At 61.2% G+C, this 13,397-nt stretch carries 9 protein-coding genes; 5 read left to right on the top strand and 4 right to left on the bottom strand.

The window, feature by feature from the left end; all coding sequences use genetic code 11:
* Nucleotides 1-28: 28 nt before the first annotated feature.
* Nucleotides 29-2,218, top strand: a complete 2,190-nt coding sequence (locus PSH73_RS07080) for a patatin-like phospholipase family protein (protein ID WP_305462153.1) — start codon at nt 29-31, stop codon at nt 2,216-2,218.
* A gap of 144 nt (nt 2,219-2,362) precedes the next feature.
* Here the strand turns inward: PSH73_RS07080 and PSH73_RS07075 are convergent, their stop codons facing one another.
* Together PSH73_RS07075 and recQ are read right to left on the bottom strand one after the other, a co-directional pair.
* Nucleotides 2,363-2,797, bottom strand: a complete 435-nt coding sequence (locus PSH73_RS07075) for a MarR family transcriptional regulator (protein ID WP_198792348.1) — start codon at nt 2,795-2,797, stop codon at nt 2,363-2,365.
* Between the two features lie 121 nt (nt 2,798-2,918).
* The gene (gene recQ / locus PSH73_RS07070; protein ID WP_305462151.1) at nt 2,919-5,048 is read right to left on the bottom strand and encodes a DNA helicase RecQ; all 2,130 of its coding nucleotides are present in this window, start codon (nt 5,046-5,048) and stop codon (nt 2,919-2,921) included.
* Nucleotides 5,049-5,322: 274 nt separating this feature from the next.
* Between recQ and PSH73_RS07065 the strand changes: the two genes are divergently transcribed.
* The 3 genes from PSH73_RS07065 to PSH73_RS07055 all read left to right on the top strand — a co-directional run bounded on the left by PSH73_RS07065 (nt 5,323) and on the right by PSH73_RS07055 (nt 9,895).
* Nucleotides 5,323-5,910 (top strand): YecA family protein, encoded by a 588-nt coding sequence (locus PSH73_RS07065; RefSeq protein WP_057438778.1) that lies wholly within the window; start codon nt 5,323-5,325, stop codon nt 5,908-5,910.
* Between the two features lie 20 nt (nt 5,911-5,930).
* The gene (locus tag PSH73_RS07060) at nt 5,931-6,317 is read left to right on the top strand and encodes a YbaN family protein (RefSeq protein WP_057438777.1); all 387 of its coding nucleotides are present in this window, start codon (nt 5,931-5,933) and stop codon (nt 6,315-6,317) included.
* Nucleotides 6,318-6,424: 107 nt separating this feature from the next.
* Nucleotides 6,425-9,895 (top strand): PAS domain-containing hybrid sensor histidine kinase/response regulator, encoded by a 3,471-nt coding sequence (locus PSH73_RS07055; protein WP_186626321.1) that lies wholly within the window; start codon nt 6,425-6,427, stop codon nt 9,893-9,895.
* Between the two features lie 463 nt (nt 9,896-10,358).
* Here the strand turns inward: PSH73_RS07055 and rmuC are convergent, their stop codons facing one another.
* Together rmuC and PSH73_RS07045 are read right to left on the bottom strand one after the other, a co-directional pair.
* Nucleotides 10,359-11,723, bottom strand: coding sequence for a DNA recombination protein RmuC (rmuC, locus tag PSH73_RS07050; RefSeq protein ID WP_162947788.1), 1,365 nt, complete (start codon nt 11,721-11,723; stop codon nt 10,359-10,361).
* 175 nt (nt 11,724-11,898) lie between these two features.
* Nucleotides 11,899-12,222 (bottom strand): sel1 repeat family protein, encoded by a 324-nt coding sequence (locus PSH73_RS07045; RefSeq protein ID WP_057438775.1) that lies wholly within the window; start codon nt 12,220-12,222, stop codon nt 11,899-11,901.
* An 879-nt stretch (nt 12,223-13,101) separates the two neighbouring features.
* On the opposite strand from PSH73_RS07045, the gene PSH73_RS07040 reads away from it, so the two are divergent.
* Entirely contained in the window at nt 13,102-13,326 is a 225-nt protein-coding gene (locus PSH73_RS07040) for a hypothetical protein (RefSeq protein ID WP_007898912.1), read from the top strand.
* The last annotated feature ends 71 nt before the right edge of the window (nt 13,327-13,397 follow it).

Genomic DNA, 13,397 nt, shown 5'->3' with positions numbered 1-13,397 from the left:
CCTTTATCGTCCAGCCCCGAGATTGATGATGCGCCGCCTGTTGTCCTGCCTGTTGCTGTGCCTACTCCCTGTCTTTGTCCACGCCGTGGAAGCCCCGCGCCCGAAAATCGGCCTGGTGCTCTCCGGCGGCGCTGCCCGCGGCCTGGCCCACATCGGTGTGCTCAAGGCCCTGGAAGAGCAAGGCATCCACATCGACGCGATTGCCGGCACCAGCATGGGCGCGGTGATTGGCGGGCTGTACGCATCAGGCTACAAGATCGATGAACTGGAAAAGCTCGCCCTGAGCATCGACTGGCAGTTGGCGCTGTCCGATGCCCCGCCCAGGGAAGATGTGCCGTTCCGGCGCAAACAGGATGACCGGGACTTCCTGATCAAGCAGAAACTGAGTTTTCGCGATGACGGCAGCCTGGGCCTGCCCCTGGGCGTGATCCAGGGCCAGAACCTGGCGCTGCTGCTGGAGAGCATGTTCGCCCACAGCAGCAACACCCGCGACTTCGACAAGCTGCCGATTCCATTCCGCGCCGTGGCCACCGATATCACCAGCGGCGAAAAAGTGGTGTTTCGCAAGGGCCATCTGCCCCAGGTGATTCGCGCCAGCATGTCGATCCCTGCGGTGTTCGCCCCGGTGGAGCTGGACGGCCGGCTGCTGGTGGATGGCGGCATGACCGACAACATCCCCCTGGATGTAGCGCGTGAGATGGGGGTCGATATCGCCATTGTGGTGGATATCGGCACGCCCTTGCGCAGCCGCAAGCAATTGACGACGGTGGTGGATGTGCTCAACCAGTCCATCACCCTGATGACCCGCCGAAATTCCGAAGAACAACTCAAGGCCCTGCACGCAGGCGATGTGCTGATCCAGCCACCATTGGCCGCGTATGGCGTGACCGATTTTGGCCGCGCCAAGGACATGATCGACGCCGGCTACCGCGCCACCCGCGCGCTGGATACCCGCCTGGCACGCCTGCGCCCAACCGGGCCCATGGACGCCGAACTGACCGCCGCCCGCACGCCGGGCCAGCGCAACCCGACGATTACCGCAATCAAGGTGGAGAACGACTCGAAAGTCGGCGACGACGTGATCCGCTACTACATCCGCCAACCCATTGGCGAGCCCCTGAACCTGGCGCGCCTGCAATCGGATATGGGCACCCTGTACGGCCTGGATTACTTCGATCAGGTGCAATACCGCGTGGTAAAAAAAGGCCCGGACAACACCCTGGTCATCAGCGCGCGCGGCAAACGCAGCGGCACCGACTACCTGCGCCTGGGGCTCAACCTGTCCGATGACATGCGCGGCGACAGCGCCTTCAACCTCGGCGCCAGCTACCGCATCAACGGCATCAACCGCCTCGGTGCCGAATGGCTGACCCGGGTGCAGATCGGTGATCGCCAGGAGCTGTACAGCGAGTTCTATCAGCCGATGGATACCGGCTCCCGCTATTTCGTCGCCCCCTATATCAGCGCCCAGGCGCAGAACGTCGAACTGATCCTGGATAACGACCCGATCTCTGAGTACCGCCTCGAGCGCTATGGCTTTGGCTTGAACCTCGGGCGGCAGATCGGCAACAGCGGCGAAATCCGCTTCGGTGTCGGCGAGGCCTGGGGTAAGGCCGATGTGCGCATTGGCGACCGCGATTTGCCAAGCGTGAGCTTCAGCGAGGGCTTCTACGAACTGAAGTACTCGTTCGACTCCCTGGATAACGTGTACTTCCCCCATACCGGCGAAGACATTGGCCTGGCCTACCGCGAATTCGAACCCGGCCTGGGCTCCGACCAGCGCTACCGGCAATGGGAGTTCAAGCTGGACAAGGCCATGAGCCACGGCCCGGACACCCTGGTACTGGGCGGTCGCTACGGACGCACTCTGGATAATTCCGACGTGGTGATTTCCAGCTTCCTGCTGGGCGGTGCGCGGCAGCTGTCAGGGTTCCGCCAGGATGCGATTTCCGGGCAGAACATCAGCCTGATGCGCGCCGTCTACTACCGCCGCCTGACCCCACGCTCGTACCTGCCGCTGGACTTCCCACTGTACCTGGGCGCCTCCCTGGAACGGGGGCGGGCGTGGAACAACGACAATGAATTCGACAGTGGCTATATCAATGCCGCGAGCATCTTCCTCGGGTTTGATACTCCACTGGGGCCGTTGAATTTCAGTTATGGGTTCAATGATGACAATCAGAAAGCGGTGTATCTGAATCTTGGGCAGACGTTCTAAGAAAAACACTTAGCCGAGGTGGAGCAGGCTTGTGTGGGAGCGGGCTTGCCCGCGATGACGGAGTGTCAGCCAAATATCCAGTAACTGACCCGACGCCATCGCGAGCAAGCCCGCCCCCACATTTTGATCAGCGGCGTAATCGGATCAGGTCTTTTCCAGGTTCGCCAGGATATGCCCATGCACCCGCATGCACACCCGCATATCCTCCTCATCGACCCCCACAAAAAGCTCCTGGCGCAAAGCCGTGGCAATGGTCTCGATCTGATCAATCAGTGGCCTTGCCGGATCACACAACACAATGCGCTTGGCGCGCCGGTCTTCTACCACAGCCTGGCGTTGCACCAGGCCCTGGCTTTCCAGGCTGTCGAGCAGACGCGCCAATGTGGGCCCTTCTACCCCGACGCTCTGGGCCAGCTCACGCTGGGTCGGCGCTTCTTCAAAGCGGGCCAGATGCAGCAGCACCAGCCATCGGGCCTGGGACAGCCCAAGCCCTGCCAGACGGCGATCCAACTCGGCGCGCCAGCCACGGGACATTTGCGCCAACTGCATGCCAAAACGGTGTTGATCGGTTAACGGCATAAAAAACTCATGGGTTAGACTGAAAATAAAGTGTGGCTAATTATTAGTCAGCTAAGCATGACCTATGACAGTAGGCAAGGTTTGCAATGTACTGATTCGTTACATTGTCGTAATTGACGCATCAAATCTCGAATTCCGACTGCAAAGCGGCCCGTACACAGTACAAAACACCCTCAGGCACCCGCCCGGTGAACAGCGGTGCTATATCGGAAACAGGTGGCAACTCGCCTTCACCATCGAGAAACGCATCCTGGATTTCACCCAGCAAGTCTTCCGGCAGATCAAGGGCCTGTTCCAGTGACAGCTGTTGCTTGCCAATGGACTCGGCCAGCAAGGTGTAGACGTTCTTTTCCGAGCACTGCAACTGCCCGGCGATCTGGATCGGGGTCATGCCGGCGCGGGCCAGGCTGATCAGTTCGTGGCGGATATCGGCGACTTCCTTCGGCGCCTCGGCCTGGCCGCCCAGGACTTCCAGGAAGGCCTGGCCATAACGCTCCAGCTTGCGCGCACCGACGCCACTGACCCGAGCCATTTCGGCCATGGTGGTGGGCTGCTCACGCAACATTTCCAGCAAGGTGGAGTCGGGGAAGATGACGTAGGGCGGCACGCTGTGCTCTTGCGCCAGCTTGCGGCGCAAGGCACGCAGGGCTTCCCACTGCTCGCGCTCTTCGCCACGCACCAGTTGGCTGGCCTGGCTGGTGCTGCTGGATTTGGCAGTGGTCTGCGGCTTGAGGTCGCGGCGCAGCTCCAGGCTGACCTCGCCTTTGAGCAGTGGCCGGCAACTGTCGTTCAAGCGCAGGCCGCCGTAGCCTTCCAGGTCGATATCCACCAGGCCACGGGCCACCATCTGGCGGAACAGCGAGCGCCATTCGCCTTCAGCCCGCGCCTTGCCCACGCCATACACCGACAGGTGCTGGTGGCCAAAGCTGCGGATTTTTTCGTTGTCCTTGCCCAGCAGCACATCCACCAGATGGCCGACGCCATAACGCTGGCCGGTACGGAAGATCGCCGACAGGCCCTGACGTGCTGGCTCAGTGGCATCCCAGGTCTGCACACCATCTACACAGTTGTCGCAATGCCCGCAGGGCTGGGGCATGTCTTCGTCGAAATAGGCGAGCAAGGTCTGGCGACGGCAGCGGGTTTCTTCGCACAGCGACAGCATGGCGTCGAGCTTGTGCTGCTCCAGGCGCTTGTGGCGCTCATCGCCCTCGGAGTTCTGCAGCATCTGCTTGAGCATCACCACATCCTGCAGGCCATAGACCATCCAGGCATCCGCCGGCAGGCCATCACGCCCGGCCCGCCCGGTTTCCTGGTAGTACGCTTCCAGGGATTTGGGCAAGTCCATATGGGCCACGAAGCGCACGTTGGACTTGTCGATGCCCATGCCAAACGCAATGGTCGCGACCATGATCAGGCCTTCCTCGTTGAGGAAGCGCTTCTGGTGGTAGGCCCGCAGTTCGTTGGGCAGGCCAGCGTGGTAAGGCAGCGCGGGGTAGCCCTGCTCGCACAGGAACGCCGCCACTTCATCGACCTTCTTGCGCGACAGGCAGTAGACAATCCCGGCATCGCTGCGCCGCTCCGAAAGGAACGCCAGCAACTGCTTGCGCGGCTGTTCCTTGGGCACGATGCGATAAAAGATATTCGGACGGTCGAAGCTGGAGAGAAAACGCTCGGCGTTCTGCAGGTGCAGGCGCTCGACGATCTCTTCGCGGGTGCGCTTGTCGGCCGTGGCGGTCAGGGCGATGCGCGGCACGTTGGGGAACAGTTCGGCCAGTTGCCCCAATTGCAGGTATTCACGGCGGAAATCGTGGCCCCACTGGGATACACAGTGGGCCTCGTCGATTGCGAACAGAGAGATTTCCAGGCTCTGCAGGAACGCCAGCATCCGCGGCTGGACCAGACGCTCGGGCGCCAGGTAGAGCATTTTCACTTCGCCGCGGCGGATCCGCGCCGCCAGGTCACGCTGCTGCTCGGCGCTCAGGGTAGAGTTCAACGCGGCGGCTGCGACGCCCAGTTCTTCCAGGGCGGCCACTTGATCGTCCATCAGCGCGATCAACGGCGAGACCACCACCGCCAGCCCTTCGCGCAACAATGCCGGCACTTGGAAGCACAACGACTTACCGCCGCCGGTAGGCATCAGGACCAGGGCATCACCGCCGCTGGCCACGCGCTCAATGATCGCACCCTGGCGGCCACGAAAGCTGTCGTAGCCGAAGATGTCCTTGAGGACGCGTTGAGCCTGTTCAAGCATGAAAAACTCCAAATTCCACCGAAATCCCTCTGTACAGGCTGGCTGAAAAAGCACGCCTGGCCGGAAAATAATCCGTAAGCGAACTTTTCCCGCAACCGCATCCGGCCTGCAGGGGCATCACAAAACGCGGCAGTATACCCGAGCACTCCCCGGCAAAGGGCGCCGCTGACGAATAGCGGCCCATCTGAAAACCTTGCAAATATGCCGTGCGGCTGGCCTGCACGCTCAAGAAAGCCTAGAATTCAGCATCGTATATTCCCAAGGTAGTCTTTCAATGTCCTTCGCTGAGCAACTAAACCGCCTGCAAGCCTTCCTCGATGCCGATGAGCTGCATGACGAGGCGCTGGACTACGTGGCCGCCCATGGCTACCTGACTGCGCTGTCGATCTGCTCCGAACCGGTTCCTGATCGTGAATGGATCGACGCCCTGTTCGCCGAAGAGCCGCACTACAAGGATGAGGCCCAGCGCAGCGAGATCGAAGAAACCCTGATCCAGCTCAAGGCCCACATCTCCCGCCAACTGGCCTCCGATGAAGAGTTCGAGCTGCCCTGTGAGCTCGACCTCGGCGAAGAGCCGGACGACTCCGACCTGCGCGGCTGGTGCATTGGTTTCATGGAAGGTGTGTTTCTGCGTGAAGCCGCCTGGTTCGAAACCGCCGAGGAAGAAGTCAGCGAAATGCTGCTGCCGATCATGGTCGGTTCCGGCCTGTTCGACGACCAGCCTGAGTTCGCCGACATCGCCAGCGATGCCAACCTGATGGACGACATGATCGTACAGATCCCGGAAGCACTGACCGCCCTGTACCTGCTGTGCAACGCCCCCGACGAAAAACCGGCGATCCTCAAGCCTCGCCATCACTGAGTCCCCCGCCCGTGGCGCCCATGGGCAACCGCTCCCCGATTGTGCGCTACGTGCTGCTGGCCATTGGCTGGTTGAGCGTAGTGCTCGGGGTGATCGGAATCTTCCTGCCGGTCTTGCCGACCACCCCCTTCCTGCTATTGGCTGCCGGCTGCTTTGCCCGTAGTTCACCGCGCTTCTACGACTGGCTGGTCAACCATCCGCGCCTGGGCCCTTGGATTCGGGATTACCTCGATGGCAACGGCATCCCACTCAAGGGCAAAGTCTATGCAATCGGCCTGATGTGGCTGAGCATTGGCATCTCTTGCTACCTGGTGCCATTGCCCTGGGCACGGGGTTTTATGTTGACCAGTGCGGTGTTGGTGACAATCTACATTCTGCGCCAGAAGACCCTGCCGCCACGATCGTAGGAACTGCCCCCTACCCGACCTTCGTCGGCACTGACTAACCCCGGCCATCATGCGAGACTGTCGTCCCGGGCCTGGAATGCCTGGGCGTTCTTATGTCCGGAGTATTCATGACGCTGTCCAGCGGGCTGATCGCCGCCGTTGCCCTGGCCTATATGGCCATTATGTTTGCCATCGCCTTCTACGGTGACCGCCGCCGTGCGCCCCTGCCGCCACGGGTGCGTGCGTGGGTGTATAGCCTGTCGCTGGCGGTGTACTGCACCAGTTGGACCTTCTTCGGCGCTGTAGGTCAGGCCGCCGAACAGTTGTGGGCATTTTTACCGATCTACCTGGGCCCCGTCCTGCTGCTGGTGCTGGCGCCCTGGGTCCTGCAAAAGATGATTCTGATCAGCAAGCAGGAAAACATCACCTCCATCGCCGACTTTATCGCCGCGCGCTATGGCAAATCCCAGTCCCTGGCCGTGGTCGTGGCGCTGATCTGCCTGGTGGGCGTGCTGCCTTATATTGCCCTGCAACTCAAAGGCATCGTGCTGGGGGTCAACCTGCTGATTGGCGCCGGCGCCGATGCCACCGGCACGCGGGCCCAGGACACCGCCCTGATCGTGTCCCTGGTGCTGGCGCTGTTCACCATCGTGTTCGGCACGCGCAACCTCGACGCCACGGAGCACCACCGTGGCATGGTGCTGGCGATTGCCTTCGAGTCTCTGGTCAAGCTGTTCGCGTTTCTCGCCGTGGGTGCGTTTGTGACCTACGGCCTGTACGACGGTTTCAACGATCTGTTCAGCCAGGCAATGCTTGCGCCGAGGCTGGAGGAATACTGGAAAGAGACCGTCAACTGGCCCTCGATGGTGGTGCAGACCGGCGTGGCGATGATGGCGATCATCTGTCTACCCCGCCAGTTCCACGTCACTGTCGTGGAGAACATCGAGCCCCAGGACCTGCGCCTGGCCAAGTGGGTGTTCCCGGCGTATCTGGTGCTGGCCGCACTGTTTGTAGTGCCGATTGCCCTGGGCGGCAAGATGCTGCTACCCAGCTCGGTACTGCCGGACTCCTACGTGATCAGCCTGCCTCTGGCCGAAGCCCATCCGGCCCTGGCGCTGCTGGCGTTTATCGGCGGTGCGTCGGCGGCGACCGGCATGGTCATCGTGGCCAGTGTGGCGCTGTCGACCATGGTCTCCAACGATATGTTGCTGCCGTGGCTGCTGCGCCGGACCAACGCCGAGCGCCCGTTCGAAGTCTTCCGTCACTGGATGCTCTCGGTACGCCGGGTCAGTATCGTGATCATTCTGCTGCTGGCCTATGTCAGCTACCGCCTGCTCGGCTCCACCGCCAGCCTGGCAACCATCGGCCAGATTGCGTTTGCCGCCGTGACCCAGCTGGCACCGGCGATGCTCGGCGCGCTGTACTGGAAGCAAGCCAACCGGCGCGGCGTGTTTGCCGGCCTGGCGGCTGGCACTTTCCTGTGGTTCTACACCCTGGTGCTGCCAATTGCCGCCCATAGCCTGGGCTGGTCGCTGAATATCTTCCCGGGCCTGGCCTGGCTGCATGGCAACCCACTGGGGCTGCCGATCACCCCACTGACCCAGGGCGTGGTGCTGTCTTTGGCGGGTAACTTCACCCTGTTCGCCTGGGTCTCGGTGCTGTCGCGCACACGGGTCTCGGAGCATTGGCAGGCCGGGCGGTTCATCGGCCAGGAAACCAGCCAGCGCGCCAGCGCCCGCTCCATGCTCTCGGTGCAGATCAATGACCTGTTGAGCCTGGCCGCGCGTTTTGTCGGCGAAGAACGGGCGCAACAGAGCTTCATCCGCTTCGCCTACCGCCAAGGCAAGGGCTTTAACCCCAACCAGAATGCCGACAACGACTGGATCGCCCACACTGAACGGCTGCTGGCTGGCGTACTGGGTGCATCGTCGACGCGGGCGGTGGTGAAAGCAGCGATTGAAGGCCGCGAAATGCAGCTGGAGGACGTAGTCCGTATCGCTGACGAAGCCTCCGAAGTGCTGCAGTTCAACCGGGCGCTGTTGCAGGGCGCGATCGAGAACATCACCCAGGGCATCAGCGTGGTGGATCAGTCCCTCAAGCTGGTGGCCTGGAACCGTCGTTACCTGGAGCTGTTCAACTACCCCGAGGGCCTGATCAGCGTCGGCCGGCCGATTGCCGACATTATTCGCTACAACGCCGAGCGCGGACTGTGCGGCCCGGGCGAGGCCGAAGTCCACGTGGCACGGCGCCTGCACTGGATGCGCCAGGGCCGGGCCCATACTTCGGAACGGCTGTTTCCCAATGGCCGGGTGATCGAGCTGATCGGCAACCCGATGCCGGGTGGCGGGTTCGTCATGAGTTTTACTGACATTACTGCCTTCCGCGAGGCCGAGCAGGCCCTGACCGAGGCCAACGAGGGCCTGGAGCAGCGGGTCACCGAGCGTACCCATGAACTGTCGCAACTGAACGTGGCCCTGACCGATGCCAAAGGTGTGGCCGAGTCGGCCAACCAGTCGAAAACCCGCTTCCTCGCCGCGGTCAGTCATGACCTGATGCAACCGTTGAACGCTGCGCGACTGTTCTCGGCCGCCCTCTCCCACCAGAGCGAAGGTTTGTCCGGAGAAGCCCGGCAACTGGTGCAACACCTGGACAGTTCGTTGCGCTCGGCCGAAGACCTGATCAGCGACTTGCTGGATATCTCCCGCCTGGAAAACGGCAAGATCAACCCTCAGCGTCAGCCATTTGCCTTGAGTGAACTGTTCGACGCCCTGGGCGCGGAGTTCAAGGTGCTGGCCCAGGAGCAAGGCTTGCGTTTCCGCCTGCGCGGCAGTCACTTGCGCGTCGACAGTGATATCAAACTGCTGCGGCGGATCCTGCAGAATTTCCTGACCAACGCCTTCCGCTATGCCCACGGCCCGGTGCTGCTGGGTGTACGACGGCGGCGTGGCGAACTGCGCCTGGAAGTGTGGGACCGTGGCCCGGGCATTCCGCTGGACAAACAGAAAGTCATCTTCGAAGAGTTCAAGCGCCTGGACAGCCACCAGACCCGTGCCGAGAAAGGCCTGGGCCTTGGCCTGGCCATTGCTGACGGCCTGTGCCGAGTGCTCGGCCACCGCTTGCGCGTGCGCTCATGGCCAGGCAAAGGCAGCGTGTTCAGCGTCAGCGTGCCGCTGGCCAAGGCGCAGACCAGCGTGCAGGTACAAGCCACACCGGAAAAGGGCCTGCCGTTGAGCGGCGCCCAGGTGCTGTGCGTGGACAACGAAGACAGCATCCTGATTGGCATGCGCAGCCTGTTGAGCCGCTGGGGCTGCCAGGTCTGGACCGCACGCGATCAGGCGCAATGCGCCGTGTTGCTGGCAGAAGGCATGCGCCCGCAATTGGCCCTGGTGGATTACCACCTGGATCACGGCGAGACAGGTACCGAATTGATGGGTTGGCTGCGCGCACAACTGGCGGAACCGATTCCGGGGGTGGTGATCAGCGCCGATGGCCGGCCGGAAATGGTGGCCGAGGTGCATGCGGCGGGGTTGGATTACCTGGCCAAACCGGTGAAACCGGCGGCGTTGCGGGCGCTGCTGAATCGGCATTTGCCGTTGTAACGTGTGGGAGTTGGTTTGCCTGCGATGGTCAACGGTATCTACACGACTCTTTCGTGGTTCTTGGGGTTGTGTACAGATCCATTGCTACGGTCACGGCGGCTATTGGTTCCGCCCTTACGGCGGGTCACTTTTGGAAAAGAGCCCGGAGTGCCGGCCCAGCCAAAAGTAACCAAAAGGGCTCCTGCCCCACCACTCGGCACCTCGCCTGGGCTCGGTGTGCCCGTCATCCGACATTGATTTGGGGGGCCGCCGCGATGGGCCATCCATGGCCCAGCGCGGCTAACCCGGCGTCCTGCCGGGTTACCCCCCAAATCAATATCGGATGACGGCCAGCGTGGTTTAACGGGGCACCTGAGATCAAAATCACAAGCAAAGCGAGGCGGCCTTAGAGCCGACCTGATCATTGAAGCGTGCGCGTCCTCCGGCTCCCACAAAAGCCCACTCCCGCATTTCGGTTCTGCGTCTAGTCAGGTAGCTGGGCGACGCCATCTTCGTCGGTCATCGCTTTTTCCAACAGATCCGCAGGCAGACCTTTACTGGCGCGCGCGCCGAGCAGCTTCAATTGTTCCACCCGGCTGACCAGATTGCCGCGACCATCTGTGAGCTTGTTGCGCGCTGCACTGTAAGCCTTATCCAGCTGTTGTAGGCGATTACCCACTTCATCCAGGTCCTGGATAAACAATACGAACTTGTCGTACAGCCAGCCGGCGCGTTCGGCAATTTCCCGGGCGTTCTGGCTTTGCCGCTCCTGCTTCCACAGGCTGTCGATCACCCGCAGGGTCGCCAGCAAGGTGGTAGGGCTGACGATTACGATATGGCGGTCGAAGGCTTCCTGGAACAGGTTCGGCTCGGCCTGCAACGCAGCCGAAAACGCGGCCTCGATGGGCACGAACAACAACACGAAATCCAGGCTGTGCAAGCCTTCAAGACGCTTGTAGTCCTTGCCGGCCAAGCCTTTGACATGATTGCGCAGTGACAGCACGTGCTGCTTGAGGGCGGCTTGGCCGATCACCTCGTCATCGGCCGCCACGTACTGCTGATACGCAGTGAGGCTGACCTTGGAGTCCACCACTACCTGCCTGTCGCCCGGCAACATGATCAGCACGTCCGGCTGGAAACGCTCGCCATCGGGGCCCTTGAGGCTGACCTGGGTCTGGTACTCGCGGCCCTTCTCCAGGCCGGCATGTTCCAGCACCCGCTCCAGAATCAACTCACCCCAGTTGCCTTGGGTCTTCTGCCCCTTGAGGGCGCGGGTGAGGTTGGTGGCTTCGTCCGACAGGCGCAGGTTCAATTGCTGTAGGCGCTCCAGCTCCTTGCCCAGGGAAAATCGCTCCCGCGCCTCGTTCTGATAGCTTTCTTCCACGCGCTTTTCGAACGACTGGATGCGCTCCTTCAGCGGGTCAAGCAATTGCCCGAGGCGTTGCTGGCTGGTTTCGGCAAATCGCTGCTCGCGCTCGTCGAAGATCTTCCCGGCCAACTCGGCGAACTGCGCGCGCAGCTCATCCCGCGAGCCTTGCAGGTCGTTGAGGCGTTGTTGATGGCTGTCCTGCTGCTCGCGCAGTTCGGCACGCAGGGAGGCCGACAAGGCGTCCAGGCGGCGCAGCTCGCCTTCCTTGGCGGAGCGCTCGAGGTTCCAGGCGTGGGCCGCATCGCGGGCGTTGTCGCGATCGATCTGCAGCAGCTCGACTTCCCGGCGTACCGCCGCCAGGTCGGCCTGTTTGGCCGCATTGGCCTGGCTCAGGTCGCTGATCTCGTCACGGCTGGCGTCCAGTTGTGCGGCCAGCCCTTCCTGGGCCATCTGCGCGGTAGCCAGGCGCTCCTCCAACAGCTCCCAACCGGCGCTGCGAGCGTTCAGGCGACGCTGGATCTGCCAGCACAGGACCATCAGAGGCAACGCCGCAGCGGCGAGGCCCAGTGCCACACTGGTCCAGTCAAAAGCCATAGCCATTCCTGCCATTACGGTAAAAGAGGAAGGTTAACCAAGCAGGCGCTTCGTGGACAGCTCAGTCTTTGATCTGACCCAGTTCACGCTGGGCGCCAGGGTCGCCGGCACGGGCGGCCTGGCGCAGCAGGTCGTGGCCGATGCGGCGGTCCCGGGCATTGCCGCACTCACGGCACATCAACAGGCCCAGGCGACTCTGCGCCACGACCACCCCTTCACGGGCGGGCTGCTTGAGCAAACGCCCGGCGAAGTGCTTGATATTGGGGTTATCGCCAATGCGCGGGTTATCCAGCAGCCACAGCGCGACTTTCAAAGAAAAACGCTTGGGCGGGGTAACACTCGGAGGGTTGTCGGTAACAGCGGGTGATACTGAGCGAAACTTCATAAAGCACTGTAGGGCAGAACGGAAGGCGCGCCACTCTACTCCTTTTTTCGTACGGGTAAAGCTGAAAAAACCCGGCACGCCCGTTCTAGAGCAAGCGCTTGGGACAATCCACAGAAGCTGTGGATAACTCAGTGGACAACCGTGCTTTAACTCGCGCAAAGGCCCATGGAACGGGGGCCGCGCTTAAACTGACGATTTTTTCACCAATAAAAAAAAGCCAGATTTTTCATTGACTTAAATTTTCGATGCAGGCATTCGTGGGCTAATCCGACCACACGCCTTCCTGGTGACACACTGCGCAACCAATGTGCACAACTACCTGCCTGGTGGTTATATCGCCGCCGCTTTGTGGCCCAAAACGTTACAGGGGTGACACACAAGCGTGGGCTGTACCAGGGGCCCAAGTAAGGTATTTTTGCTAACACACTTGCTTTACCGGTTTCAAGCCATTACTATCCGCAGCGTTAGTACCAAGCTGAAAGTCAATTCTGGTCGAATAAATCCCCGCGACGTAGCTTCCCTAAAGAGAAGTTTTGTCAATCTTGATGGGATCGACCACCTCGATGGTTTCCAGGTATCACTTGAGACGACACTGCCTTTGAACAATGCAAAGGGTGTCGCGAAGTTTCCATACTCTGACCGAACCAACCTGCAAATTGATCAGGATCTTCACCCTGGGCCCAGAACCTTTGCCCCTGTTGTGTTGCCTGCCCTCCTAAGTACCTACCTGCCAGCCCAAGCGCGCCAAATTATTCAGCGCTTCAAACTGGCTGCTTTGTTCCAGTCGGGTTCTTCGCATGATCAATGGTGATCAGCGTCACTGGAACGTTTTAACGTTGCACGGTTCTTATCCGTGTCATTTGTAGGAACACCAATAATATGTCCACTCAAATCCATACTCAGGATGCCATTCGCACCCTCACCAATGCTTTTGCTCCAATGAACTGCCTGATCATGGCCGCTCGCAAAGGCTGCTTCAGCTTCACCCTGGTCAACGAACACGGCATCGCTCGTCACAGCGAACGCCTGTACCCCGATCAATACTCCAGCGCAGAGCCGCTGCAGGCCGTGATCGAGCGTACCCGTCAGGCCCTGGTTGCCTGATTGACCCGACGCTGAACATCGAAAACCCTGCCCGCAAAGCAGGGTTTTTTATTGCCTGGAATTCGGTTTTT

Source organism: Pseudomonas sp. FP2294 (genome assembly GCF_030687625.1).
Taxonomy (GTDB): domain Bacteria; phylum Pseudomonadota; class Gammaproteobacteria; order Pseudomonadales; family Pseudomonadaceae; genus Aquipseudomonas; species Aquipseudomonas shahriarae.
This window is presented reverse-complemented; position numbering and strand designations above follow the sequence as displayed.